This window comes from Leucobacter sp. BZR 635 (genome assembly GCF_048061935.2).
In the GTDB taxonomy this organism is placed as follows: domain Bacteria; phylum Actinomycetota; class Actinomycetes; order Actinomycetales; family Microbacteriaceae; genus Leucobacter.
Window position 1 is genome coordinate 33,709 of the sequence record NZ_JBLUNZ020000056.1, and the last position, 25,234, is coordinate 58,942.

General features: G+C 63.9%; 20 protein-coding genes, 1 tRNA gene and 1 pseudogene. 14 read left to right on the forward strand and 8 right to left on the reverse strand.

All coding sequences use genetic code 11. From position 1 onward, the window contains the following. Positions 1 to 36 precede the first annotated feature (36 nt). Entirely contained in the window at positions 37 to 1,011 is a 975-nt protein-coding gene (locus ACI1US_RS11620) for a bile acid:sodium symporter family protein (RefSeq protein ID WP_461640592.1), read from the forward strand. Between the two features lie 259 nt (positions 1,012 to 1,270). On the opposite strand, the gene ACI1US_RS11625 is transcribed toward ACI1US_RS11620, so the two are convergent. The 3 genes from ACI1US_RS11625 to ACI1US_RS11635 form a co-directional block, all read right to left on the reverse strand. Next, the gene (locus ACI1US_RS11625; RefSeq protein WP_461640594.1) at positions 1,271 to 1,789 is read right to left on the reverse strand and encodes a DUF4190 domain-containing protein; all 519 of its coding nucleotides are present in this window, start codon (positions 1,787 to 1,789) and stop codon (positions 1,271 to 1,273) included. Between the two features lie 114 nt (positions 1,790 to 1,903). Beyond that, complete coding sequence (locus ACI1US_RS11630; protein WP_461640596.1) at positions 1,904 to 3,481, reverse strand: MFS transporter; 1,578 nt, start codon at positions 3,479 to 3,481, stop codon at positions 1,904 to 1,906. Beyond that, entirely contained in the window at positions 3,478 to 4,095 is a 618-nt protein-coding gene (locus ACI1US_RS11635; RefSeq protein WP_461640598.1) for a TetR/AcrR family transcriptional regulator, read from the reverse strand. Before ACI1US_RS11635 ends, ACI1US_RS11630 begins: the two co-directional genes overlap by 4 nt. 173 nt (positions 4,096 to 4,268) lie before the next feature. On the opposite strand from ACI1US_RS11635, the gene rraA reads away from it, so the two are divergent. Then, positions 4,269 to 4,736, forward strand: coding sequence for a ribonuclease E activity regulator RraA (gene rraA, locus ACI1US_RS11640; RefSeq protein WP_461640600.1), 468 nt, complete (start codon positions 4,269 to 4,271; stop codon positions 4,734 to 4,736). Beyond that, positions 4,736 to 5,467 (forward strand): lysoplasmalogenase family protein, encoded by a 732-nt coding sequence (locus ACI1US_RS11645; protein ID WP_461640602.1) that lies wholly within the window; start codon positions 4,736 to 4,738, stop codon positions 5,465 to 5,467. The genes rraA and ACI1US_RS11645 overlap by 1 nt, the downstream gene beginning before the upstream one ends. Before the next feature lie 206 nt (positions 5,468 to 5,673). On the opposite strand, the gene ACI1US_RS11650 is transcribed toward ACI1US_RS11645, so the two are convergent. From ACI1US_RS11650 to ACI1US_RS11660, 3 genes are all read right to left on the reverse strand, one after another. Next, entirely contained in the window at positions 5,674 to 6,570 is an 897-nt protein-coding gene (locus tag ACI1US_RS11650) for an NUDIX domain-containing protein (protein ID WP_461640604.1), read from the reverse strand. A gap of 139 nt (positions 6,571 to 6,709) precedes the next feature. Beyond that, positions 6,710 to 8,701, reverse strand: a complete 1,992-nt coding sequence (locus ACI1US_RS11655; protein WP_461640606.1) for a hypothetical protein — start codon at positions 8,699 to 8,701, stop codon at positions 6,710 to 6,712. 276 nt (positions 8,702 to 8,977) lie between these two features. Then, positions 8,978 to 9,442 carry an SRPBCC family protein gene (locus ACI1US_RS11660; protein WP_461640608.1) on the reverse strand — a complete coding sequence of 155 codons (465 nt, stop codon included), beginning with the start codon at positions 9,440 to 9,442 and terminating at the stop codon, positions 8,978 to 8,980. 396 nt (positions 9,443 to 9,838) lie between these two features. Here ACI1US_RS11660 and arfB point away from each other — a divergent pair, with 396 nt between their 5' ends. From arfB to ACI1US_RS11675, 3 genes are all read left to right on the forward strand, one after another. Further along, a complete protein-coding gene (gene arfB / locus ACI1US_RS11665; protein WP_461640610.1) occupies positions 9,839 to 10,261 on the forward strand; it encodes an alternative ribosome rescue aminoacyl-tRNA hydrolase ArfB in 423 nt (140 codons plus the stop codon). A 66-nt stretch (positions 10,262 to 10,327) separates the two neighbouring features. Further along, positions 10,328 to 10,675 (forward strand): hypothetical protein, encoded by a 348-nt coding sequence (locus ACI1US_RS11670; protein WP_461640612.1) that lies wholly within the window; start codon positions 10,328 to 10,330, stop codon positions 10,673 to 10,675. A gap of 100 nt (positions 10,676 to 10,775) precedes the next feature. Continuing rightward, complete coding sequence (locus tag ACI1US_RS11675; protein ID WP_461640614.1) at positions 10,776 to 11,225, forward strand: hypothetical protein; 450 nt, start codon at positions 10,776 to 10,778, stop codon at positions 11,223 to 11,225. A gap of 69 nt (positions 11,226 to 11,294) precedes the next feature. Here the strand turns inward: ACI1US_RS11675 and ACI1US_RS11680 are convergent, their stop codons facing one another. Beyond that, a complete protein-coding gene (locus ACI1US_RS11680) occupies positions 11,295 to 11,666 on the reverse strand; it encodes a DUF2200 domain-containing protein (protein WP_416550146.1) in 372 nt (123 codons plus the stop codon). A 92-nt stretch (positions 11,667 to 11,758) separates the two neighbouring features. Between ACI1US_RS11680 and ACI1US_RS11685 the strand changes: the two genes are divergently transcribed. The 4 genes from ACI1US_RS11685 (at position 11,759) to ACI1US_RS11700 (ending at position 16,213) form a co-directional block, all read left to right on the forward strand. Further along, a complete protein-coding gene (locus ACI1US_RS11685; protein WP_416550147.1) occupies positions 11,759 to 13,276 on the forward strand; it encodes a class I adenylate-forming enzyme family protein in 1,518 nt (505 codons plus the stop codon). Next, positions 13,273 to 14,667, forward strand: coding sequence for a beta-ketoacyl-[acyl-carrier-protein] synthase family protein (locus ACI1US_RS11690; protein WP_416550148.1), 1,395 nt, complete (start codon positions 13,273 to 13,275; stop codon positions 14,665 to 14,667). The genes ACI1US_RS11685 and ACI1US_RS11690 overlap by 4 nt, the downstream gene beginning before the upstream one ends. A 42-nt stretch (positions 14,668 to 14,709) precedes the next feature. Further along, positions 14,710 to 15,912 carry an acyl-CoA dehydrogenase family protein gene (locus ACI1US_RS11695; protein WP_416550149.1) on the forward strand — a complete coding sequence of 401 codons (1,203 nt, stop codon included), beginning with the start codon at positions 14,710 to 14,712 and terminating at the stop codon, positions 15,910 to 15,912. A 227-nt stretch (positions 15,913 to 16,139) separates the two neighbouring features. Further along, positions 16,140 to 16,213: transfer RNA gene (locus ACI1US_RS11700), tRNA-Pro, on the forward strand. Positions 16,214 to 16,325: 112 nt separating this feature from the next. Here the strand turns inward: ACI1US_RS11700 and ACI1US_RS11705 are convergent. After that, a complete protein-coding gene (locus ACI1US_RS11705; RefSeq protein ID WP_461640618.1) occupies positions 16,326 to 16,544 on the reverse strand; it encodes a hypothetical protein in 219 nt (72 codons plus the stop codon). A 114-nt stretch (positions 16,545 to 16,658) separates the two neighbouring features. On the opposite strand from ACI1US_RS11705, the gene ACI1US_RS11710 reads away from it, so the two are divergent. The 4 genes and pseudogenes from ACI1US_RS11710 to ACI1US_RS11725 all read left to right on the forward strand — a co-directional run bounded on the left by ACI1US_RS11710 (position 16,659) and on the right by ACI1US_RS11725 (position 25,175). Further along, positions 16,659 to 17,881 (forward strand): IS3 family transposase gene (locus tag ACI1US_RS11710; protein WP_461640620.1). Its coding sequence is split into 2 segments (ribosomal slippage): positions 16,659 to 16,944 and positions 16,944 to 17,881, totalling 1,224 coding nucleotides; the frame shifts between segments, so codons are not numbered across the junction. A gap of 141 nt (positions 17,882 to 18,022) precedes the next feature. Beyond that, positions 18,023 to 21,736, forward strand: a complete 3,714-nt coding sequence (locus tag ACI1US_RS11715; RefSeq protein WP_461640622.1) for a YobI family P-loop NTPase — start codon at positions 18,023 to 18,025, stop codon at positions 21,734 to 21,736. A gap of 184 nt (positions 21,737 to 21,920) precedes the next feature. After that, a pseudogene (locus ACI1US_RS11720) lies at positions 21,921 to 23,085 on the forward strand (IS3 family transposase). Positions 23,086 to 23,240: 155 nt separating this feature from the next. Then, positions 23,241 to 25,175, forward strand: a complete 1,935-nt coding sequence (locus ACI1US_RS11725; protein WP_461640624.1) for a hypothetical protein — start codon at positions 23,241 to 23,243, stop codon at positions 25,173 to 25,175. Positions 25,176 to 25,234: the final 59 nt, after the last annotated feature.

The following is a 25,234-nucleotide window of genomic DNA, read 5'->3' on the forward strand; positions in this document are numbered from 1 at the left end:
TGACAGGAATAACAACCAGCGGTGTAGTCTTTCCGCATGATTGTAGACGGAGCACGCCAGGCCGAGAGTGCCAGCGTTGGTGTGCGCGTCGGGAGAGTGGCCGGTGCGTGGTTCCCGGTGTTCGTGTTGGCCGCCGGGGCGATCGCAGCGTTCTTTCCAGCCCCATTCTTGGTGCTTGGCTCGTATGTGACCCCGCTGCTCATGGTCATCATGCTCGGCATGGGAATGACCCTGAAGGGCTCCGACTTTGCGCTGGTTGCCAAGCGCCCGGTGCCGCTCGCCGTCGGGGTGCTCGCGCAGTTCATCATTATGCCGCTCTCCGGCTTTCTGCTTGTCACCCTGGTCGCCCTAGAGCCCGCGGTCGCAGTCGGAGTGATCCTTTTGTCTGCCGCACCCGGCGGGACGGCCTCGAATGTCATGGTCTACCTCGCACGCGGAGACGTCGCGCTATCGGTGGCGATGACGTCAGTATCGACGTTCCTCGCGCCCGTACTCACGCCGCTGCTCGTGCTGTGGCTCGCAGGTTCGTATCTCCCCGTTGACACGGTGGGTATTTTTCTCTCCATCGTGCAGATCGTGATCGTGCCGATCATCGCGGGGTTGTTGCTCCGGCGATTTCTCCCCAGGCTCGTCGAACGAATCGTGGACTGGATGCCGCTCGTCTCGGTCCTCGTGATCACCACGGTGATCCTGGCAGTCGTCTCGGGCAGCGCGGCAACAATCTTCACGACGGGATTGATCGTCGCCGGAATCGTCATCGTTCAGAACGGAGTCGGGCTGCTGCTGGGATACCTCGCTGCACGAGTCGTCGGACTCGATGAACGTGCCCGTCGCGCCGTGAGCTTTGAGGTAGGGATGCAGAATTCAGCACTCGCCGCCGGGCTCGCCAGAACTCACTTCTCGCCGGAGGCTGCGCTGCCCGCTGCGTTGGCGGCGGTCTGGCACAACCTCTCGGGGGCAATCCTCGCGGGCATCTGGAACCGGCGGCCGCCGCGCGTTCGCGACGAGTAAGGCTGTCTCGGTGGCGATCCGGCTACACCTCTCGCCCAGCGGCGCAAGGGCCCAGCGGCGCAAGGGCCCAGCGGCGCAATGGCTCATTGGCCCAGGCGACCGGCGGCGCAGGGGAGGAGCGGGCCAAGGGAACAGCGCGCCAAGGGAACAGCGGGCCAGGGGAACGGCGGCCCAGGGAGCAGCCGCCCGAGGGAGCAACGCAGCTGCTCAGCTGAGCAGACGCGTGCTCCCGGGTTAGATGGAGAAGCTTGGTCGCGGGCTAGGGGACAATGCCGGCGAAGGCCCCCGCAAGCAGTCCGAAGGACGCGAGCGCGATAAGCAGTAGGACACCGAGCACCGCGATCGCCAGAATGACGCCGTTGAGCCAGACGCCCCACAGCGCGAGAGTGCGCTCGGGAGTGTTCCGGCGCAGCGCGAGCACGCCGAGCACGAGGCCAACGATCGGAGCGACGAACGTCCAACCGCTCACGATCGAGGCGATGCCGATGACGAAGCTCGCGATCGTGTAGCCGTGGGCGTTCTTGCCGGGAGCCGGCTGCGACAACTGGTACTGCTGACCGGGAACCGCGTACTGGGCGTCAGAGTACTGCGCCTCAGCGCTGTGCGAGGCAAGGTTCTGCGTCTCAGCGGTGTGCTGGGCAGGGTACTGTGAGGCCTCGGGCGGCGTGACGTACGCGCTGTGAGGTGCGGGTGCTGCCGCGGCGGAGGGTGCTGCCGTGGCCGGATCGATCTGCGCGACTCCGCCGGTGAGCTGCTGGGTGTGTGCATCGGTGGTCATGGTGATGATCCTTTCTGCTTTCGTTGCTTGTGATATCTCTAGGCTACGAGCCTCACGGCGCAGCGGCGTCCTGCCCCGGTACCGGGGGGATGGTACCGCGGTACCTATCGGCGGCTAGTGACCACCCTCTGAAACGTCCGTGCCCCTTGGCGTCAGGAAGAATACGAGCGCACCAATCGCGAGCATGCTCAGGCCGCCGATAATGCCGGTCGTCTGCATCGAGTCGGTGAACGCGTTGCTGGCGGTCGACAGCAGCTCGGGGAGCCGCAGCTCTTCGGCGATTGCCGCCGCCGCGCCGAGCGAGTCGTTTGCCTGCTTTGCGCCCTCGGCGCCGAGTCCCTCGACGACCGGGTTGCCCGTGAGGCCCGAGCGGTAGAGGATCGCGGCGATGGACCCGAGGATCGCGACGCCGAGCACCGCCCCGAGCTCGTACGAGGTCTCCTCGATAGCACCCGCACTGCCCGCCTTGTCCTCGGGGGTGCCGTACATGATCATTGCAGAGCCGATCGCGAGCGAGCCGGTGCCGAAGCCCACGAGGATGAGCGCGATGAGCACGGTCGTGTATGAGAGCGTGCCGGGCTGCAGGCCGATGGCGAGCATACCGATGCCCGCGAGCCCGATGCCGCCGCCGAGCACCGCCCGTGCGCCGATAAGTCGAGCGATGGGAGGGGCGGCGAGGGAAGCGACGGCCCCGGCGATCGCGACGGGGATCAGCCGCACACCCGCCTCGATCGGGGTCGCGCCGTCGATGATCTGCATCCACTGCGCGAGGAGCAACAGCGCCGCGCCCATCGCGAACGAGGAGCCGAGTGCGGCGATGATGCCCGCCGAGAACGGCCGGTTCTTGAAGAGCGCGAGCTCGAGCAGTGGCGAATCGCTGCGGAGGCAGCGGAGCACGAACCAGGACAGCAGTGCGAGGCCGAGGGCGAACGCGGTGAGCGCGCTCGGTACGAGCAGGCTCGACTCGGCGGCGAAAGTCTTGACCGCCCAGATCACGAGCGTCATGCCAGCGAACGAAAGGATCGCTGCGACGAAGTCCCAGCGGCCGGGGTTCTTCACCTTGGATTCGGGGAGTACGAGTACGCCCGCGATGACTCCCGCGAGCATGAGCGGGACATTCACGAGGAACGCTGCGTGCCACGAGAAGTGCTCAAGAAGGACGCCTCCGATGAGCGGACCGACCGCGGCACCGAGGCCCGAGACCGCCGCCCAGATGCTCAGCGCGGTGGCGCGCTCGCGCGGATCGATGAAGGTCACGCGAATGAGCGAGAGCGTCGTCGGCATGATCATGGCCCCGCCGATGCCGAGCAGGGCGCGGATGGTGATGACGGCCTCCGCGCTGTTCGCGATGAGCACGAGCAACGAGGCGAGCCCGAAGAGCGTATAGCCGAGCATGAGCATGCGCTTGCGGCCCCAGCGGTCGGCGAGCGCCGCGAAGGAGACAAGTAGGCCCGCGAGGACGAGGGAGTAGACGTCGATGATCCAGAGCTGCTGCGCACTCGTCGGGTGCAGTTCTGCCGCCATCTGCGGGAGCGCGATGTTCAGGATGGTCATGTCCATCGTGATCACCAACAGGCTTGCCGTGAGCACGGCGAGTGCTCCCCAGCGCCGGGCGCGACTGATCGGTGCGGGCAGCTCGGTGGGATGCTGCGGGGCCTGTGGCGTGCTCTCAGCGCGCGTGTTCTCAGTCATTCGCTGTGTGTTTCTGCGGTTTCCGCGGTCGGGGTGGTTGTGGTGAGTGGGGCTGGGGCTGGGCCGGCGAGCGCGAGGATCGCGTTCGTGATTGCCTCTCGGCTGAGCGGGTGTTCGTGCAGGCCCGCGTGGATCGTCGCGCCGTCGAGAAAGACAACGACAGCCTCGGCGCGTTCTCGCCCGATGTGCTGGGTGAGCATATCGGCGAGCTTGTCGTTCCAGCGCAGCGCGAGCTCGCGCAGTCGCGGATCAGTTGTGGCGCTCCACATGAGCGCGATATCCGCGTGCACGGTGCGGGAATCTTCGATGTAGCGAAGAAACTCCGTGACCGCGGGCTCGGGGTGCGTCTGGATGTGTTCGAGGTATGGCGCGACGCTCGCGAGCGACTCGTCGATCTCCTGGGCGAGCTCGTGCAGGGCGGTTTCGCGTAGCTCGTCGATCGAGCTGAAGTACTGGGTGGTCGAGCCGAGAGAAACCCCGGCGAGCGCGGCGACGGCGCGGTGGGTGAGCGCGGCGGGACCAAGGGTCACGATGATCTCGGTCGCGGCACGGAGGATCGCCCTGCGGCGCCCCGCAGGGTCGCGTTTGCCTGGCGCGAGTGGCTCGGTGTTCATGGATCCTCAGTTCCTGTACTTATGTACATGTACATTTGTACATCATTGCCCCGTAGCGACGCAACTCCCCGGCGCGGTAGCGTGGAGGTGGCGGCAGAGCTGCTGCCCGCAACAGCCCGCGGGCCCCCGTGGGCACCTATCGGGGTTGAGAACGAGGAATGAGGCCCAGTCAGATGGACACCATCAGCACGGCAGATCTCTACGACGAGCGCGGCGACGAGCTCCAGTCAGTGTCGCTCCAGTTTCAAGACTGCGGGGGCGACACCAGCTTCAGCGGCCCGGTGCGCACCGTGAAGTGTTTCCAAGACAACGCCCGGCTCAAGGCCGTGCTGTCGACCCCGGGCGACGGGGCGGTGCTCGTCATCGACGGCGAAGGATCGCTCGAAACCGCGCTCGTCGGCGACATCATCGCCGGCCTCGGCGCAGACAACGGGTGGGCCGGCATCATCGTGCACGGCGCGATCCGCGACCGCGTTGCGATCGGCACGCTGCCGCTCGGCGTGAAGGCGCTCGGATCCAACCCCGCGAAGTCGACGAAGACCGGCAGCGGCGAAACCGACGTGCCCGTCACCTTCGGCGGCGTCACCTTCACGCCCGGAGCGACGGTGTGGTGCGACGCAGACGGGATCCTGGTCGAGTAATGACCGCTGTTGTGACTGGCGGCAACGGCGCCGCCAGTGAGTTTGGTTCGCGCTCGAGCCTGCAGTCGCGGCTGCTGCCCTTCGCCCCGTATGTCATCGTCTCCGCGGTGCACGTGTGGCTGCGATTCGCCGATCACCCGGCGTCGGGACCCACCAAGCTTGCGCTGATGCCGCTGCTGGCCGTCGCCGTTTGGTGGGCGACCGCGCGTATTCGGCCATGGCCCGGGGCAGCCGTGGGCATGCTCACGCTCGGCATCGTGCTCTCGTGGCTCGGCGACGGCTCCTCGACCTTCTTCCCGATGTTTGAGAATGAAGTGCCGATGATGATCCTCTGCTTTGGCCTCGCGCACGTTGTGTACGTTCTGCTCATGTGGCGAGGGCGGGGGATCGCGCAGCGCGGTTTTCCCAAGTGGTCGCTCGCCTATATCGCCGCGTACATCGCGCTCATGGCGGTGCTCGTGCAGCACACGGGTTCCCTCACCGTTCCGGTGCTCTGCTACGGGGCGCTGCTTGTGGCAACGGCGGCATTCGCCTCGCGGTGCGGGCCGGTGGTGGCGCTCGGCGGACTGTTCTTCCTCGTCTCCGACGCGATTCTGTCGTTCCGCATCTTCGCCCCTGAGACGATGCCCGACTGGACGAGCGGCGCGGTGATGCTCACCTACACCCTCGGGCAGGGGCTCATTGCATATGGAATCGTGCAGGCGCTGCGGCTGCGGTCGGCGGCGCGCTAGCGCGGGCGAGAACTCGTCTGCGGGGCCGAGCGGATGCAGCTCCGCGCGACCGGGGCGGGCCTTGGATGTGCATCCTCACCCCCCGATTAATCTAGACCGACCCTTACTCAGGCCGAAAACGGGTCGGAATGGATTACACGGGGGGTCGGAGGGGTTGGGCGGGAGCTCGGTGCAAGAGCAGCGGCACTTCTCGTGCCCGGGAGGTCCTAGCGCTCGGACCGCTCGAGCAGGTCGAGCAGCTGCTTTGATCCGCGCGCCGTCTCGACACCCGCAGCCGCGCAGCGCACCCGCAGCTCGGCGTCGCTCGTGACGACCACGCCGAGGCCGCCCCGCTCGGAAACAGCCTGCGCCTCGGCGACGATCGCGTCGTCGCCCGAGGTGGTCGCGTCGATCACGCGGACATTGTCGGTGGTGGTGATGCCGCGGGCGGTGCTCTCGGTGATGAACACCCAGTCGGGAAAGACGAGGCCACCGTGCAGGTTCGCAGGCATGTCGAAGAACGCCGGGCGCACGCCCGCCGCGGAGACCGCGTGCGCCTCGATGCGGTCGCGGAGGCGCTCGGTGGATCCCTTGCGATCCTTCCACCATCCGTCTGGCACCGTGCCGACAACGTTCGCGGCGTCCACGATGATGGTCGGCGTGCGGCGCACGAGCGGCCGCAGCAGCTGCCAGGTGGCGGCAAACGCGGGGTGGAGATCCTTCTGCTCGACCGCGTCGACCGGCACCCACTCGAGCGCGTGGCTCTCGGGGTCGGTGATCTCGGGGGTGAACGGAGTCGTCACCTCGGCAACGACGGTCGTATACGCCCACCCGCCGCGCTCGAGCACGTGGGTGTACCGGGGGGCCACGGCGTTATCGGGAACGCCGGCCTCCTCCTGGGACTCGCGGATCGCTCCGGCGATCGCTTCCTCGCCCTGGTTGAGCGCGCCGCCGGGAATGCCCCAGGTGTTGCCGTGGTCGCTCCAGCTCACGCGGTGCTGCATGAGAATAGCGTCTAGCTCGCGGTCGTAGGCGAGCAGGCCGGCCGCGCCGAACTTGCCCCAGTAACGGTTACCGTCGGCGGCCGTCACCCATGCATCGCCGGGATCTCGAAGGTCGCTCATGGTCTCCAGACTATCGGGCCACACCCGAGGGGCGGTGCCGCGGGCGGACGAACCGCTCGCGACACCGCCCCTGGACGGGCCTGTGACTCGGTGCCTATTACACAGTGCCTATTACTCGGGGCCTATCCCACTGTGCCCGTTACTCGCTGACCTCCGAGAACCGCCTACGGCCCGCGAGCAGTGCCGCCGCGACGGCGAGGCCCACGAGTCCCAGCGCTCCGATGATGATCCACGGGTTGGTGAATATGTTGCGCGGGGCGAGCGGTGCGACCCGCTCTGACAGCTGCGTCGTGCCGGCCGAGAGCTCCTGCGATCCAGCGCTCAACGCGGTAGCGCCGGTCGAGGCGCGTTGCGCACCGGTGTCGAGGGTGGTGGATCCCGCCTGCAGCTCCGTGAGGCCACTGTCGAGTGTGCGTGCGCCGGTTGACAGCTGCTTCGAGCCGTCTTTCAGTGACTCCGCTCCCGTGACGAGCTCGCTGATGCCGGTGTCGAGGCGTGCGGAGCCGTCGCGGATCGTGTTGGATCCGACCGCGAGGGTGTCGATGCCGGTCGTGAGCCGGGCCGCGCCGCCGCCGAGCTGGTCGGTGCCTGCCGCGAGCCGGTGCGCGCCGTCATTCGCCTGCTGCGCGCCCGCCGCGAGCGCACCGGCCCCGGCGTTGAGCTGCGCGGCGCCCTGCTGGAGGTCGCTCGTGCCCTGCTGCAACCGTGCCGCTCCCGCGTTCGCGTCTTTCACGCCCTTCGCGAGGTCGCGGAAGTCGACGAGGAGTTCGCTCATGCCCGAGGCGACGACCGGGGCACCCCGTGTGAGGGGTACGGCCTGCGCCTTGAGCTGCGTGAAGCCTCCGGTGAGTTCTTCCAAGCCAGATCCGAGGTCGGCGATGCCACCCTCGACCCTGCCGAGTCCTGCGCTCAGAGCCTGAACGCCTCCGTCGAGGGGTGCGACAGCCTGCGCTTCGATGTCGGCGGTGCCCTTGGCGATGCCGTCTGCACCGGCGCCGAGTCGTTGAGCCGCATCGGCAAGCATGTCACCAAGCGGAGCGATTCCGGTCGCGGCTGGCCCCTGGTACGCGGCTACGGTGCCGGCCCCGGTGGCGATCGCCGCGCTCAGCTCCTGCAGCGCCGCAAGCTGATCGGCAGTGGGAGCCGCATCTGCGCTGAGCCCCGCAACGAGGGCATTGAGCGCTCCCGCATTGTCGACGACCCCGTTCAAGTGCTGGCCGGCTGCGGCGAGGGCGCCGTTTGCGGCCTTGATTCCATCCGCAGCCTGGCCAACGCCGGCGGCCGCCCCGCCGATGACCGTGGCCCCTTCAGAGATGCCAGTGAGCCCGCCTCGAATGCCTGCGATAGCCTTCGGGAGGCTATCGACGCCACCGCGAAGCTGTGTGCCACCCGCCGCGAGCTGGTCTGTGCCAGCCTTGGCCTTGATGGCGCCCGCTTCGAGCTGGTCGACGCCACCCATGAGCGACTTCACGCCGCCCGCGATCGCAGTTGCTCCGGCATCGAGCTGCTCAACCTTCGGGGTCTTCGGTTGGATGCGGGTATTGAGCTCGTTCGTCCCCGCCTGAAGCTGCCTGGCCCCGGCGTTGAGCTGGTTGGCTCCCGCGGTCGCAGACCCGGTGCCGGCGCTCAGCGTTGCCGAGCCGCTCGCGAGCGCGCTCGTGCCATCAGCGAGTGTGTAGGCTCCGCTGCCTGCGTCTGCGATACCCGCTTGGAGAGTGCCAGCGCCGTCGAGGAGTTCGATCGTGCCAGAGGCGGCCCGATCCGCTCCGTCGGCAAGTTCAGCGCTGCCTTCCTTCGCCGTCTCGGCTCCCGTGTGGAGGCGGGCCGCTCCGTCGGAGACGCTGTTGATGCCGGTGCGGAGCCGGGTTCCGCCGTCACTGAGCAGCGCGGAGCTGTCAACGAGTCTGGAGGTGCCGTCGGCGAGTTCGCCGAGGCCGTTGTCGAGTTCATCGGCACCGGCCGAAATCTGTGTGGCTCCCTCGTTGAGCTGGGCCGCTCCGCTGTTGATAGTGCCGCTTGCCGTGAGCGCTACCGCTGAGGTGCCAATCAGCGCGAGCCCCAGTGCTGAAGCCAAAATTGGCAGAAGCGGGTTTCGTCGCTTCGGGGGCTGAAATTGTTCGTCGGTTGTCATGCTCAGATGCTCCGTTTTCTACCCGTTGCAGATCGACAGTGACCTGCGGGTGACAGTTGGAGCGAGTCTATTGACGGGAAAAATCGGCACCAGGGGTGCTCAATAGATTGGTGCTTTGAGTAGACAGGCTACTGTTATCTGCTTCTTTCTTGGTAGGTTGGCGACAAGTGAATTGGGGGTGCTCGCCCCCGCCTGAATGTGCGCAAGTGGACGTTGAGCGTCGCTCGAAAGAGCTCTTGCGCACTCTCGCCGAGGGAGGGTCGGGGTGCTGCACGGCTAGTCGCCGAATCGCTCCTCGAGCCCGGCAAGGGTGCGTTCGATCCCGACCCCGTTGCGGCGCGGGAAGCCGAGGAGCGCCATGAGCCAGGGGATCCTCGCGCCGCGGTAGTCGAAGACCTCGGTGACCTGCGTCTGGCCCGGGGCGAGGGGCGCGAGCTCCCAGCGCCAGCGGTGCCCGGCTGGGAGGCTCCATTCGATGACGCGGCCGGGGATCGCTTCGGTGACGAGGTTCGTCATGCGGTACTTGACCGGGCCGAGCTGCATGCCGACGGTGAACGAGTCGCCCTGCGCGAGTGCCTCCGGGCCATCGACCACGGCGGAGACGGTGCCAGAGCCGTCGAGCTCGTGGTGGCGGCGGGGGTTGGCGAGCGCTGCATACAGGGCCTCGGCCTCGACTGCCACGACGCGGCGGCGCGCGACCCGGCGCCTTCCCAGGTCGACGATCTCGGTCTGGTGCTGCATTGCGCGGTCTCCTTTGGTAGCTGCGGCCGGTGCCTGTGATGCCGGGGGTCGAGGTGAAATAAACCCCCGGGGGTATTTGTGATCCTATTGCATGCGGGCCGACAAGCCGCATTCGGCGGTGCCGGGAGAAGCCCGGAACAGCGCCACCGGTGCTTGGCGGGCCCTCTGCGAGCCGATCGTGCACCGGCGAACAACAGAGGTAATCATCGGCCGCACAACCAAGTCCAAGATTCGCCGACGGCGCATGGCTCGGCGCGCTGGGGTCGGGGAGCAGTCCTCGCGATCCGGGTCGTTCGACTGTTCGCTGAAATTCTCGGGTGGGTGAGGTCGCGTCTCTGATTGGCTCCGGCCGGTAGGGGGCGCGTTGCGGCTGGAGCGGTGTGGGATCCTTGACGCATGGATCTCGAGGTCACGCTGAAGCTGACCATCCCGGCCGCCGAGCTCGGATGGCGGTTCTCGCGATCCTCCGGGCCGGGCGGCCAGCACGTGAACACCTCGGACAGCCGTGCCGAGCTCACGTGGGACGTGGCGGCGTCGAAGGCGCTGAGCGATGAGCAGCGTGAGCGGCTGCTCGACAAGCTCTCCGGCAGACTGATCGACGGCACGCTCACCGTGTCAGCATCGGAGCAGCGCTCGCAGCTGCGCAACCGCGAGACTGCCCTCGAGAAACTCGGGCAGATACTCGCTGCGGCACTCGCGCCCGACGGGCCGAAGCGCCGGCCCACGAAGCCGACCCGCGGATCGCAAAAGCGTAGGCTCGAGGCCAAGGGTCAGCGATCGCAGGTGAAGAAGAACCGGCAGCGGCCTGGCTTTGAGTAGCGTCCACCAGCGAGGGAGCGGATGAACTCGCAGGCTCCTGCCGCGTCTTTGCCGCTGTTGAGCAAGGTGGCGAATGCCACCCTTCGGCTCGACGGGCTCGGCGACTTCTCGCGTGTGCGCGACGGCATGGTCTGGGTCGGCGGTCGCGTGGAGCTCGGGACCGAACGGCTGATGTTTCACGCGAACCGGGCGAACCGCTTGATCACCCCCGCGGTGCTCGGCCCGCAGCACCCCATGACGATGGATTTCGGACTCAGCCTCGACGCCGAATTCGAGATTATCGTGCACAATCGGATCGGTGCGTCGACCATCGAACTTGTGCTTGCGGACGACTCGCAGATTGGGATCCGCTGTTGGAGGGCGGCAGCGTTCGCCGAGCAGATTGCTGCCCGGCGCCACCCCGGCCCGAATTGAGTACTGCCTGTTGCGGCTTCGGCAGGTAACCCCCAGCCTGGTGAACCGTAAGATGAGCACGTGTCCTGGATTCGCCGGGCGAAATGAAGGGGACATCACTATGGGAGCATGGGGAAGCGCGCCGTGGCACAACGACGCGGCAGCTGACTGGTTCGGAGACGTCTTCGCGGGCATCGACATTGATGCTCACATCACTGACGCCTTCCAGTACGACGACGACTACGACCGGGTGCGCGCGGCCTGCTACCTGCTCGCCGTGCTCGGGCACAGCGCAGTCTGGCCGGGCGAGCTCGAGCAGCTCGACGACCATCTCGAACGTGGTATCGAGCTGCTGAACGACATGGTCGAGCCGGGGTCTGACTTCCGCGAGCTCTGGGAGGACGACTCCGAGGTCGTGCTGGCCGTTCGCTCCGAGATCGCTGAGCTCGAGGCGCGCCTCGACGGCGACTTCGACGACGAGGATGACGACGACGAAGACGAAGGCGACGACGATGACGAAGACGCCGAGGATCTCGACGACGACGACGAAGAGATCGACGACGACGAGTAAGCCCGTCACCGAGTACCGGTGCCGACGCGTAGCCCGCCGACTCGGTGGGCTACGCGTCGGCGCGGGGCACTACGCCGGCGTCGGCAGCGTGCGGAGGATCTTCTCCATCGCCTTCCCTTTGGCGAGCTCATCGACGAGCTTGTCGAGGTAGCGAATGTTCAGCATGAGGGGATCCTCGATCTCCGCGAGCTTCACGCCGCAGACCGAACCGGTGATCGCTTCGCGCGCCGGGTTGAGCTTCGGGGCGTCGCGGAAGAACTCCTCGAGGTTCACGGGGTTGCCCTCGGCGATGAGCTCGTCGAGCTGCGCCCGCGAGTAGCCGGTGAGCCACAGGATGACCTCGTCAACCTCGGCCACGGTGCGGCCCTTGCGCTCGGCCTTGTGCGTGTAGTTCGGGTAGAGATCCGAGAACGCGAGCTTGTAGATGCGGTGTCCAGCCATGCGACCAGGATACGTCGGGTTCCCTGGGGAACGCGAGGGTGCGGGCATAGACTGGACGGAGTTCAACTAAGCCGAACGCGAGGAGCTGCCGGGTGCCGATCACGCAGACGATTCTGGAGGTCGCGAGCCGCGATCCCGAGCAGCTCGCGATCGCGGGATCCGACGGCCGACTCACCTACGCTGATCTCGTCGAGGATTCCCGCCGTGTGTTCGCGGCAGTCCAGGCGCTGCACAGCGCGCAGGCGGATCCGCCCGCCCCGGCCCCCGAGACCGGCGGCATCCCGATTACCGCGGTGAGCATCGACTCCGCGTTCCACACCTCGCGCATCGTCGCGGGGCTCGCCGGCTTCCGGGCGGTGTCGGCGACGCTCGACCCCCGCTGGCCGCTCGCACACCGCGTCGCCGTGATCCTCGCGACCGGCATCGGACTCGTCGTGAGCGATTCCGACGACCTCGCGCCCGCGCTCGAGGCGCGCGGCTGGGGCGGCACGGTCGTCTCGCTCGCTGACTTCAAGGAACAGGAGGCGCGGCTCGATCCAGCGCCCGCGCCCTCTGTGCGCGACGGTGACGAGGCGTTCCTGCTGCTGTTCTCCTCGGGCACGACGAGCGACCCGAAGGGGTTTCTCAAGACCCGGGCGCAGTACCGGGCGAACGTTGCCGTGTCGAGCGCGTACCTCGAACCGCTGCCGGGCGTCGCGACGCTCGCGCCGGGGCCGGTGTCGTACAGCCTTACGCTGTACGCGCTCATCGAGTGCCTCGCGACCGGGGGAGCGGCGCACATGAGTGACGCCTTCGACGCCGCCCTGATGGCGAAGCGCGTCGACGAGGAACGGATCACCCGCGTCGTCGCCGTGCCAGCGCTCGTGCAGGCCCTCAGCGACGCCGCACGCCGCGACCCGGCACGCTTCGCCTCGCTCGAACTCGTCGTCACCGGGGGAGCGAACCTCTCCGCCTCCCTCCGTGCGGGCCTGCTAGCGGTGCTGCCCGGAGTGCGGCTCATCAGCTACTACGGGGCCGCGGAGATCGGCTTCATCGGCGACAGCCGGGGCGGAGACGGCACCCGCATCTCGGTGTACGACGGCATCGGGTACGAGATCCGCTCTGCCGAGGGGGATGCGGTGCCAGACGGCGAGCTCGGCACGCTCTGGATCGACGCCGCAGCCTGCTCCGACGGCTACCTCGCTGGCACCACCGACGAGGTGCTGCGCGGGCCGGACGGCTGGGCGACCGTGCACGACCAGGGGCGCATCGTTGACGGCAAACTCGAGCTCGTTGGCCGCGCCGGCGACATCGCGGTGACCGGTGGGCACAAGGTCGCCCTCACCGAGGTCGAGCGGGCTTTCGAGGGGCTGCCCCGAGTCGGGGCGGTGTGCGCGGTCGCGCTGCCGCATCGCAGGCTCGGCAGCGTTGTCGCGCTCGTCGTCGAGGGGCCGCGAGACGTCGTGCCCACGAAGGACGCGCTGCGTGCGCTCGCGAAGGAGCGCCTCGCCCCGCAGTTCGTGCCGCGGCAGTGGTACCGCATCGACAAGCTGCCGCGCACCGTCGGCGGGAAGATCCGCCGTGCCGAGACCGTTGCACTCGTCGAGGCTGGCGAAACGGAGCGACTGTGAACGACAAGACTGCACAGCGATCGAACGGGCGACGCGTCGTCATCACCGGGCTCGGGGCAATCACGCCAAGCGGCCTCGATGTCGCGTCGCTCTGGGACGCGGTGGCCAGCGGCCGCAGCGCGATCTCGCGGCTCGACGGCCCCGAATTCGACGAGCTCGCGGTCAGGATCGGCGGGCAGGTGCGCGGCTTCGACGTCGCCGCGCTCCCCGCGCCGGGAATCGAGAGGAGCCTCGCCAGGCGGCTGAGCCCCGTGCAGCACTGGGCGATCGCCGCAGCGGATCAGGCGCTCGCGCAGGCCGGGGTCGATCCGGGGCAGGTTGGTGCTGAACGCGTGCCCGCTGGTGGCGACGGTGGTTCGGGCGATGGCGCGGCTGGCGCTGGCGCTGATGCTGATGCTGGTGGCGCTGATGCCGGCGATGCCGGGCCCGCCCTTCCGTGGGATGCGACGCGCGTCGCGGTGATCGCGGCGACCGGGTCCGGGCCCATCGACGCGATGCAGGCGGCGACCCGGGTGCTCGACGCGCGAGGGCCGCGCGCGGTGCCGCTCACGCTCTCCATCCACGGCGCCCCAGACTCGGCGGCCGCGCTGCTCAGCCAGCGGTACGGGATCCGCGGGCCGGCGCAGGGCGTCTCCGCGACCTGCGCGAGCGGCGCGGTCGGGCTCGGCGACGGGCTCCGGCGCATCCGGCACGGCTACGCCGACGCCGTGCTCGTCGTCGGCTACGAGGACTGCCTGAACGGCGTGAACCTCTCCTCAAACGCGAATATGCGGGCGCTCGCCGCAGGCTACGAAGACGCACCCGAAACGGCGTCGCGGCCGTTCGATCGCGCACGCGCAGGGTTCGTGATGGCGCAGGGAGCGGCGGCGATCCTCATCGAATCCGAGGAGAGCGCGCTCGCCCGCGGTGCCGAGATTCTCGCGGTGCTCGCCGGCTTTGGCTCTGCGAGCGACGCGCACCATCCGACCGCCCCGCACCCCGAGGGGCGCGGGGCCGCGCAGGCGGTGCGGGAGTGCCTCGCCGACGCGGGCGTCGAGCCGGAGGGCGTCGACCACATCAATGCGCACGGCACCGGCACCCCCGCCGGCGATGCGGCCGAGCTGCTCGCCCTCGAGGCTGCGCTCGGGGCGCACGCGCGGCGCACCCCGATTTCGGCGACGAAGTCGAGCACCGGGCATCTGCTTGGCGCGGGCGGGGTTGTGGAGGCGATCATCTCCGTCATGTCGGTGCGCCAGCGGCTGCTGCCGTCGACCGTGAACCTCGACGACCCAGAGTTCGACGGTTGGGACTTCGTCACGGGGAAGGCGCGGCCCGTGGTGGTCGACCGCGTGCTGTCGACGTCGTTCGGTTTTGGCGGGCACAACGGTGCCGTGCTCATCGAGCGACCGTAGCCCACACATCTACTTGACTGAGAATCGATGATCGGAGAGAGAATGAGCGACCGAGAGACGCGGCATCAGGAGCTTGCCGAGCGGTACCTGCCGGAGGAGCTGCTGGAGCGATTCCGCGAACGGGCTGCCGTGTACGACCGCGAGAACAGCTTCTTCCACGAGGATCTCGCTGAGCTTCGCGAGCAGGGCTACCTTACGGTGTTCGTGCCCGAGGAGTTCGGCGGGCCGGGACTGACCCTTAACCAGGTGTCGCGGCTGCAGCAGCGCCTCGCGACCGCTGCCCCGGGCACCGCGCTCGCGATCAACATGCACCTCATGTGCACGGGCGTGATCCGCGCGATGTACGAGCGCGGCGACCACTCCCTCGACTACGTGTTCGAGGAGGCCGTCGCCGGCGAGATCTTCGCGTTTGGTATCAGCGAGCCCGCGAACGACTGGGTGCTGCAGGGTTCGAAGACGAAGGCCGAGCCGCAGGACGACGGAGGCTACCTGCTCTCCGGCGTGAAGATCTTCACGTCGCTGTCGCCGGTGTGGACGCGGCTTATCGTGCACGGGCTCGACCAGGCGACTGCGGATACCGACGCCGAGACGCTCGTGTACGGGTTCCTCGAGCGCACGCATGAGGAGGCCGCGGCGGGCGGCGGTGCGGGGATCACCGTGTCGGATCAGTGGGACGTGCTCGGCATGCGGGCGTCGCAGAGCCGGGCGACGATCCTCGACGGCGCGCGCATGCGGCCCGAGAAGGTCGGCCGCAAGATCCCGGCCGGGCGGCACCCCGACCTGTTGACGTTCGCGATCACCGCGAACTTCCAGCTGCTCATCGGCTCCGTCTACGCGGGCGTCGCGCGCCGCGCGCTCGACCTCGCGGCCGCGGGCATGCAGAAGCGCCGCTCCGCGAAGGCTGGCACCTCGCACGCCGAGGTGCCGGAGGCGCGCGTGCGCCTCGCTGACGCCCACATGGAGTACATGGCCGTGCCCGCGCAGCTCGACGCCTACTCGCGCGACTTCGACGAGCTCGTCGACCACGGGGCTGACTGGCCGCTGCGGCTCGTCTCGGCCCGTTTGAACGCCTCGACGGCGGCCCGCCGCAGCGCCGGGACCGCGCTCATCTGTGCCGGTGGATCGGGCTTCGACAACGGCAGCGAGCTCAGCCGCCTGTACCGCGACGCGACAGCCGGCCTCTTTCACCCGCCGAGCGCCGACGCGGCACGCCCGATGTACGCGGCGGCGCTGCTCGACGAGTAGGACTTGTTTGCGTTGGCCCGGGTCTGGCGCGTGCCGGGCCCGGGCCGCGCGTTGATTGGGGTGTGCTGCGGGCTGTTGGTGCGCGGGCGGTGCGCTTTGCGCGGGTGCCGCCGAGGAATCTGCGACTCATACCGCCGCGCGTTCTTCGGTTCGCAAAAGTATGGCTAGAATAGAGAGGTTGCTTCGGCAGTGAAGTCGGCCCCGGCCGGTATCGCTCGAAAAGACAACGGGCTGTGGCGCAGCTTGGTAGCGCACTTGACTGGGGGTCAAGGGGTCGCAGGTTCAAATCCTGTCAGCCCGACAGAAAAGCCCTGATGAGAAGTGATTTTCATCAGGGTTTTGTCGTCTCTGGGGAGCATCAGGGGCAGGAACGTAGGCATACAGGACAGAAATAGTGGACAGGCTCGGGCGCGTTAGCCTCGGCCCTCCCATCCCTGCCTCACCCAGAGCCCTTCTCCTGCGTCGAGCCCAGTGTCGTACAGGCTCCTACTCTGCCTGGTTTCTGGTTCCACGAGTGGTTTCTCCTGTGCCGGGGGTTGCGGAACGGTGAACAGCTGGTGTGCGTGTTCGAGCGGGATCTCCCGCAGTGTGAGGAACCATTCCGCTGCCCGCTTCATGTGTGCTTCGCTCATCCCGCGATGATTCCGTAGGATAGTCGGATGCCGTTATTGATGCCGCTCTCCAGCGGTGACCTTGATTTGGCCGTGGTTTAGTTCGGATCTTTCATCAAGGAGGATTGGAGCATCATGCCCAAACCATACGAACCAGAGTTCAAAGAACGAGCACTCCGCATGCTCGCCGAAGCGCTCCCCGAGCAGGCGAGCGTGCACGCTGCGAGCAAGCATGTCGGAGGGCTGCTCGGCATCTCGCCAGACACGCTCAGAATCTGGCATCGACAAGCGCAGATCGATACGGGCTCAAAGCCCGGCGTGACGACTGATATCGCTGCCGAGAACCGTCGCCTCCAGAAAGAGAACGCGGAACTGCGCAAAGCGAACGAGGTCCTCAAAGCCGCGAGCATATTTTTCGCGAAGGAACTCGACCAGCCACGAACGAAATGATCAGATTCATCGACGAGTATCGTGATCGTTTCGGGGTCGAGTTCCTCTGCCGTACCCTGCGTGCGGCAGTTCGTGGATTCCTCACGTCACGCGGATATCGGGCAGCGAAGAAGCGGCTCCCCTCGCCCCGCCAGCTCCGCGACGAGATCCTCGTTCCCGAGATCAAACGGCTCCACCATCAGCATTACGGTGTGTACGGGCGCCGCAAAATGCATGCCCTGCTGCGACGCGAGGGCTGGGAGGTCGGCCGTGACGCATGCGAGCGGCTCATGAAGCTCGCTGGAGTGCGGGGCATGAGACGCTCTCGGCGGGCGTTTACGACGAAGAGTGACCCGGCAGACCGGCTCCCAGGCGATCTGGTCAACCGGAACTTCACAGCGACAGCTCCCAAGCGGCTCTGGGTCGTCGACATCACGTATGTCGCGACGTGGTCCGGGTTCGCATATGTGTCGTTCGTCACTGACGTGTACTCGCGTCGGATCGTGGGTTGGAACGTTGCTGCAACGCTGAAGGCTGAGGTGTTGCCGTTACCGGCCCTCGAGATGGCGGTATGGCAGGCCGGCGGTGATCTTGAGGGGCTCGTGCATCACAGCGATCACGGCTCGAACTACATGTCGATGGTTTACACGAACCGGGTCGCGGAACTCGGCGCGATCCCGTCGACCGGGACCGTGGGTGATAGCTACGACAATTCGATGGCTGAAGCCGTGAACGCGCTTTACAAGGCTGAACTCATCCGGCAGCAAGGACCTTGGAGAACGGTCGAGCAGGTTGAACTCGCCACGTTGAAGTACGTGTGGTGGTGGAATAACGAACGCCTGCACGGGGAACTCGATATGCGCACCCCGGCAGAAGTGGAAGCGGCGTACTACGCTAACGCTGAACCGGTGTCGGAACTCATTCGGTAACGGACAAACGGGTCGGAACTAAACCCAGGCCAAATCAAATATCAGCAGACCTGCTGGATGCCGGAAGCGCTCGCTACGATAATCAAACGCCCTATGCGCCACCTGAGTAATAGTCATGCCCCAGCGGAAGGTCGAGACAGAGTGACAAATATAGAGTTGCGATCGCTTGCTCCGGAATACGACGCCGATCATCACCAGAGTTACGTGTCCCGGCTCAACGCCGCCGTGTCCGACCTGCGGAACAGGAATATCGCGCTTACCGGCCGTTACGGCGCCGGTAAGTCGAGCATCCTCGACGCGTTCATCAAAGGCAGGGAGACGTTCCTACTCCCAGCAAAGAAGAAGTGGGGGCGGAAGCGGTCTTCCCCCACGAAGGTTCTTCGAATCAGCATCAATACGCTCGGACCCGACAAAGGTGAGGATCTGACAAACCGGATCCAGAAGGAGCTGGTGAAGCAACTCGTATATCGAGCAAAGCCAGGAGAGGTCCGCAGCTCGGAGTTCTCACGGGCACCTGAGCTGACATGGTGGCAGGCGGGCTTTGAAGCACTCATCGTGGCGGTGGCTCTTGTCGGAGTTCTTTGGCTCTTCGGGCTGCGCCCCAAGGAAGACTCGCTGGGAACCGACGGCTTCCTACTGCCGTTGCTCGTTTTCTTTCTTCTCGTTTTCGCCATCCTGTGGGCAATACGTTGGTATATGGGAAGCCGCGTGGTCGCCCAGGTATCGGCCGGCGGCGCGTCGATCGCACTTGAAGGAAAGAACGATTCTTTCTTCGACAAGTACCTGGATGAACTGATTGCGTTTTTCGAGGCGACGGAGCCGGACATTGTCGTCTTTGAGGACCTTGATCGATTTGATGACCCACGAATTTTTGACTCCTTGCGTGAGCTGAACACTCTGGTCAACACGTCTGCGCATTGGATGAGCCGGCCGGAAAGGCCACTCAGGTTCGTCTACGCCATCAAAGACAGTCTGTTTGAGAAGCTCGGCGATAAACAACAGCAAAAAGATGTGGACGGCGAGCCGGAGCCTGAAGAGTGCGTTGACGAGCTTCTTGCATGGCAAGAAAAAGGGACTAGCACTGCGACACAAGCCGTAGAACGGGCGAACAGGACGAAATTCTTCGAGCTTGTTATACCAGTGGTGCAGTTTCTGTCGCACAGCAACGCGCGTGACCACTTCCTCACAGAACTCGGAAAGCTGAAGCTCCCCAAAGGTTCAGATATTGATCACGGTCTCATTGATATAGTTGCGCGCCACACAACGGACATGCGCTTGATGATCAACATTGGCAACGAGTTCATCGTCTACGCGGAACGTCTACTGTGGGTCGAAGAGAAGAAAGTCGCTCCCGGACTGACTGCTGATCTCCTGTTCGCGCTTGTCGTTTACAAGAACTTTCATCTCAAGGATTTTGAGGCTCTCCCGAACCGCGGCAGTGCCCTCGACACGTTGGACCAGTCTCGTCGCGATTTGGTCAACGCGTCGATCAAAAGGTTGCAGGACGAACATGTGAGCCTTGTTCGTGGGACAGAGAGGCAGCGTAAACAGCAGGACCTAGCAGCGATACTTGGCCGCCGTCTTAGTGCGGTTCTTGTGTCTACCGGCATGACGCTGCAGGAAGCTACGGCTCTTGATGTCCGTCTCGACACCGCCATGACCGACGACCGGGCATTCTGGGGGCAAGTTGGTCGTGCTGGTTCGCTCGAACTATCCCTTCATCATCGCAATTCTGGACATACGGAATCGCCGAGGTTTGGACCCGCGGAGCTCAAGGAGCTGTTCCCTGAAGCAGCGAGCCCGAGCGAGTGGCTTGATTCAGAGTCGACACCGGCCGATCTCGCGAGAATCAATGAAATCGATGCAGAGATTGCAACGTTACGTGGCGAAGACTATAAGAACCTCATTGACGATGAACGATATGAGCACAATGGTGAATTTTTCAGCGAGATAGCCGCACGCGTTCTGCCGTCAGGTCTTGCTCTCGATCTGGTCAAGCGAGGGAAAATTGACCGGTACTACGCTGAGTATGCGACCGTTTTCTTCGGAGAGTTCCTGGGTGTGGACGTCGCGAAGTTTTTCCGCAACTGCGTGTGGCCAAACAAGATGGAACCGCAGTTCGAGTTCACGACCGCTGGTGCGGTGGAAAACGTCTTGGCACAAGCCCCGGCCGACTTTTTACATACACGGAGCGCCCTCAATATCGACATTGTCAACTATCTAATGGGAATGGACGCCGTGTCGTCGAGCGCCCTTACGACTTTCTTAGCTCGACCGAACAATTCGGAAGGAAAAGAATTCCTCGCGACATATTTTAAGACCAAGGGAAGTCGCAGCAAGGAAATCGTCTCCCGCCTCGCGGCCAAACCATGGCCGGAACTGTTCAGCTTCATCGCTTCAGAGGGAACTATCGAAACCGATGCAAAGAGTGCGGAACTCCTCCACGCCGCGCTGATGAGCGCACCCGCCTTTGAAGCATTCGAAGTTGATGATGCAGCGCGAGCACTGATCAGGAGGCTACACACAGAGATCCCTGCGTTCCGAGACCCTCAGCCTAGAAACCTCATCAAGACTTGTTTTAACTTCCTAACCGATGCCGTGCCGAGCATCCCTGCCCTTCGGGTAATCTCTCCCGCTCTGCAGGAGGAAGCTGTACGCACGCAGCATTACGATTTGAGCATTGGAAACATTCGCAACGCCGCTCGGCTACGGGACGAACAACCGATTTCCGCTGACAGCCTCATCACAAAGCCCGAGGTCTGGACATACTGTGCCGATAACCTCGACATCTACCTCGAACTTGTCGAAAGCGACAACGGCACATCCTGGAGCTGCGTTTCCCCAGAGGTCCTCGCACAGGTCATCGAGGCGCAACATGAGGCATGGTCAACCGGGCAGATGGAGGCTTTCCTAAACTCCAGCGCTGAGGGAACGGCATTGTCGGATATCGCTGTGATCCCACAAACCGTATGGCAGACAGCCGCTGAAACATCGCGGATGACCCCGAACGTCGTGAACCTTGAGCAATATACGACCGAGATCGGTGTAGACGTTGTTCTCGCTTCGCTATTGACCGAAAACGACGGAACAGTCGTTAACATTATCGGGTTGGAGGACGCGACCGAAGAACAACTTGACACTTTGATCACGTTGTTTCTCAACGCAGAGGAAGTCTTTGATTCACAGCAGCGTGTGATGCTCGCCAAACAGCTGTGGACTCATCTTTCGGAACCTGGTCTCTACCTCGATGAAATCACCGCGAGCCCCGACGGGCTCCTGGCAGAGCTCCTGCGAGAGGAAATGGCTGACGACAGCGAAGAGGTCTTTGCTCACTTCTCAGAGGCTGGGTGGCCCTCGATTGGGCCGGCACTGCAAGTCTCCACGAATGCCGCGACGTTCCTGACCCCCGAACTCATAGAGGGGCACGCTGCGGAGTTAGTGCGAAACAATGAGGTCCCTGAAGCAACAAGAAAAGCGGTTCTCGACCGGTTGACCGAATTCGCTCAATCAGAAGGTCAGGGGTTCCTTGCGGCGGCGGCCTCCGTTGCGCGGGCCCTGAACTTCCGGCTATCAGTGGAGGCCCTTGAGCTCATTGCGCCTACTAGTGGTGCGCAAGTAGACCTTCTGTGGCAACTCCACGAACAGCGTGAATCGATCTCCGCAGCTACAGGCAAGCGGATCCTCGGGAGCATGCCTGGAGACTTCGCCGGGTTCGCTGGAGCAACGGGGCAGAAATTTGAGGTCGCTGATGTGGCATTTTTGAAGGCCAGCTTGGTATGGCTCAAAGACGCCGGCGAGATCGTCTTTCAGCCCGGTCGGCAACCGGCCGGACGGTGGAAGCTTAAGATCGTGTAAGAGCAACTGGCAACCAAACCAGACCTGTGTAGGTCGCCAGGGAAGCCGTTGGATCCTCGTCGTTCATCGTTCATCGTTCATCGTTCATCGTTCACTCGACTCCTATCCCCGAGCTGACGGGTCTGACGCACGATTAGGTGACATTCGACATGGCTAGTTTCTGCTGGCCTGGAAGGATGAACCTATGCCCCCTCGCTACCCCAAAAAGTTCCGCGACGACGTCGTAAAGATCGCGTTGGATCGCGGCCCAGAAGTCACACTCGCGCAGATCGCGAAGGACTTCGGAATCCACGTTGGCACACTCGACAAATTGCTCCGAGAAGAACGCGTCGAACAGGGCCAGAAACCCGGTGTCACCAGGTCCGAGAATGCTGAGCTTCGTGAGCTTCGTGAGCTTCGTGAGCTTCGTGAGTTTCGTGAGTTTCGCAAGCGGAACAAACTCCTCGAACAAGAAGTGGAAGTGCTCCGACGTGCGGCTGCGTATCTTTCCCAGGCACACCTGCCGGGAAAGGCTCTACCCGCTCGTGAAAGAGCTCGCCGGTGACGGGATCCCCGTCCAGGTGTCGTGCCGGGTATTGAAGCTTTCCCGCCAGCCTTACTACCGCTGGCTCCGCAACCCAGTGACTGAGCGTGATCTTACGCAAGCGTATCGCGCGAACGCGCTCCACGACGCCCACCTTGAAGACCCCGAATTCGGGTACCGGTTCCTCGCAGACGAAGCGAAGAGCCTCGGCGAGTAGATGGCTGAGAGAACTGCGTGGCGGCTTTGTCGTGATCAGCTGTGGTGGTCAGCGTTTGGGAAGAAGAAAGCCCGCGGGAAAGGCAGAAAGCCTGGCCCACCTGTTCATGACGACCTGGTGCAGCGCGAGTTCGTGGCCACTACCCCGAACGAGTTATGGCTTTCGGGCATTACTGAGCATTGGACTGGTGAAGGCAAACTCTATCTCTGCGCGGTGAAAGACGTCTTCTCCAACCGGGTTGTCGGCTGCTCCATCGACGCGCAAATGACCTCCTCGCTTGCGGTGACCGCGTTGAAAAACGCCGTGCTTCGCCGTGGTGACGTGCATGGGTGTGTGCTGCACACGGATCGTGGATCGCAGTTTCGAAGCCGGAAGCTACAGCGTGCGCTCACCGGTCATGGCATGGCCGGTTCGATGGGTCGCGTCGGTGCTGCAGTTGATAACGCGGCGATGGAATCATCCTTCAGTCTGCTCCAGAAAAAAGTCCTGAACCGCAAGACCTGGGCGACCCGGGAGGAGCTCCGAACAGCGATCGTGACCTGGATCGAGCGCACGTACCATCGACGCCGCAGACAGGCCCGGTTAGGGCGTTTGATGCCGATCGAATAAGAGTCCATCATGAACGAACAGGTCGCACTCGCTGCCTGACCAACCTGTCACCTAAACGTGCACCAGGCCCCTAAGACAGGGAAACAATCAATGCACCGACGGCTTCCAAGGCTTGACAATCCCAACTTCCTCATCGCTGTGGATAGTCTGTGTCCATGCGCGAAGAGAAGAAAAAGAGGCGGGTTGTGTTCTATCAGCTGGCCCTACTTCACGAAGACCCTGAGCGTACTCGCGCACTGGAGCTAATAAAGAGGCAACGTGATGCACCGTCGCTACTGTCCCTCAACGACGCGCTTGAACTCCACCACGCAATTCAGTTTGTTGAACACAGGGCGTTCCCCTCGTCGGCCTCCGAGGAAGAACAGGCTGAACTCCTACAAACCCGTGGCGTCATGAACCGCGAACTAAGCAAGTACTTTCTCGGCTTAGGGGCTGCGAATTTCTCATCTGCGCTTGATGGCCTCGAGCGCGAGTACATGATGTCGCTCGTTGACCTGCTGTTGCGCTATAAGTCACCACAGAACATGCATAAGGGTCAGGTAGTGGAAGAGCTGACGGCTGTAGGCGTTCCCCTCTGGATGTTGCTGTCTAGCAAGAAGTTCGTCGAAGTATACGATGCGGCTCTGCGCATCCTGTTGCTCGCTGAACCAAGTCAGGCTGAAATCTGGATCCAGAAGCGACTTGTTCACGAAGCGTCTGATCGTTCCTTTCTGCCGCCAAGCCTGACTGACGAGGACGTTCAAGCATGGCTTAATGCCTACATTCAAAGCGAACGTGCACATCTCAACCTTGTCCAGGTAATCGCAGAAGCTCCAAATGAGATGAAATCAATTGTGACGAAGAAGATTCGTCTCGCAGCAAAGCGTAGGGCAGAAGAGCTGGGTGAGGCGCTACTGGAAGATGAGTCAGCTGTAGTATCCCGGATAGCATTCGGAGCGGCTATCGACCAACTGACGCCCATGAAACGGCGGTGGGAGCAGAAGGCAGACGGCACCGTCATTTTGCACCTTGGCGAGAAGCATCTCCTTAAAACACTTGAGAATCTAGCGGTAATTGAGAACTTCGCGTCGACTCTTCAATTCATGGAGGGGGCTTGGCTCTGGATGCCCTCTTACAAATCTGAGCTAAGCGCACTTCACCAACTAGGAATTGACGGAGTGAAAGCGTACCTCCGCGGACCGGGGTTTGAAAGAAAAGACGCTCTCACAAGCCTGGGGCTCAGCCTGTACCATTCGTTTCTCGAGCAGAACGGCGTCGTGCTAGAGGAAGTACTGGCATGGTTCTTCAACAACTATCTGGCAGATGAGTTTGGCGCGGCAGGTTTCCACTACTCCCCTCCCACCCCAGGGAGTTCGTGGCTTGAAAAGATCAGGCACCTAGCTCCAGAGATGGAAGGTATTGCACAACAATTCACTCTCTTCTGTCAGGAAAATGAGATCGACCGGGAGCTTTTCGAAATCGGGTCAGGAGATTTCAACTGGGGCTCGATTCCTTCCTTGCGCGCCAACAAGTATCTAATCGGCACTCCGAAGAGTGACTGCAATCTACTCATGTGGCTGCTTTTTAACGACCAGTCCGGCCTAACCTACATCAGTGAGGTCGTCAGCGAGTCATCGTTTGAACGGCTGGTAAATACACTCGACGTCGCGTTTGAAGACCTCAACCCATTCGTCGAATCCCGGTTGCAGCCACTTCTCGACCACGAACTCCTTTCGGTCGAGGACGGCATCCTTAGGTTTCCCTACCCTGAACAGATACTGGTCCTGCACGACCTCTACGCGAAAGAAGGAGTGCCCTTATACCGATATTCCGGGTCCCTCGAACGAGCGGCTGTCGCACTCACTTCTAAAGGGCTTTTAGTCCCGACTTCTCGATTGATGACTCTGGCCGAAAGTCACTATTTTGAGTACTGGCTGAACAAGAATATTTTCAGCGACGGACCTGAATTGAGAAACAAGTACTCCCACGGTAATAACCCTGATCCCTCTAGAATCGCTGAGCATAGGGCTGATTACTTCTTGTTGTTGCGGTTAATGGTTTCACTCGCACTCAAGATTCGAGATGACTTCATCTACCGAGATATTGCCTGAGCGAGAGCGCCGCGAAACCCCTGCAAATCCACTGTAGTGAAGTTACAGCAGCCTGCGCA

What these genes read in the sequence shown, in the direction of transcription:
- ACI1US_RS11620 (WP_461640592.1), top strand. Translation starts at nt 37, where the DNA reads ATGATTGTAGACGGAGCACGCCAGGCCGAGAGTGCCAGCGTTGGTGTG.
- ACI1US_RS11625 (WP_461640594.1), bottom strand. Translation starts at nt 1,789, where the DNA reads ATGACCACCGATGCACACACCCAGCAGCTCACCGGCGGAGTCGCGCAG.
- ACI1US_RS11630 (WP_461640596.1), bottom strand. Translation starts at nt 3,481, where the DNA reads ATGACTGAGAACACGCGCGCTGAGAGCACGCCACAGGCCCCGCAGCAT.
- ACI1US_RS11635 (WP_461640598.1), bottom strand. Translation starts at nt 4,095, where the DNA reads ATGAACACCGAGCCACTCGCGCCAGGCAAACGCGACCCTGCGGGGCGC.
- rraA (WP_461640600.1), top strand. Translation starts at nt 4,269, where the DNA reads ATGGACACCATCAGCACGGCAGATCTCTACGACGAGCGCGGCGACGAG.
- ACI1US_RS11645 (WP_461640602.1), top strand. Translation starts at nt 4,736, where the DNA reads ATGACCGCTGTTGTGACTGGCGGCAACGGCGCCGCCAGTGAGTTTGGT.
- ACI1US_RS11650 (WP_461640604.1), bottom strand. Translation starts at nt 6,570, where the DNA reads ATGAGCGACCTTCGAGATCCCGGCGATGCATGGGTGACGGCCGCCGAC.
- ACI1US_RS11655 (WP_461640606.1), bottom strand. Translation starts at nt 8,701, where the DNA reads ATGACAACCGACGAACAATTTCAGCCCCCGAAGCGACGAAACCCGCTT.
- ACI1US_RS11660 (WP_461640608.1), bottom strand. Translation starts at nt 9,442, where the DNA reads ATGCAGCACCAGACCGAGATCGTCGACCTGGGAAGGCGCCGGGTCGCG.
- arfB (WP_461640610.1), top strand. Translation starts at nt 9,839, where the DNA reads ATGGATCTCGAGGTCACGCTGAAGCTGACCATCCCGGCCGCCGAGCTC.
- ACI1US_RS11675 (WP_461640614.1), top strand. Translation starts at nt 10,776, where the DNA reads ATGGGAGCATGGGGAAGCGCGCCGTGGCACAACGACGCGGCAGCTGAC.
- ACI1US_RS11680 (WP_416550146.1), bottom strand. Translation starts at nt 11,666, where the DNA reads ATGGCTGGACACCGCATCTACAAGCTCGCGTTCTCGGATCTCTACCCG.
- ACI1US_RS11695 (WP_416550149.1), top strand. Translation starts at nt 14,710, where the DNA reads ATGAGCGACCGAGAGACGCGGCATCAGGAGCTTGCCGAGCGGTACCTG.
- ACI1US_RS11705 (WP_461640618.1), bottom strand. Translation starts at nt 16,544, where the DNA reads ATGAGCGAAGCACACATGAAGCGGGCAGCGGAATGGTTCCTCACACTG.
- ACI1US_RS11725 (WP_461640624.1), top strand. Translation starts at nt 23,241, where the DNA reads ATGCGCGAAGAGAAGAAAAAGAGGCGGGTTGTGTTCTATCAGCTGGCC.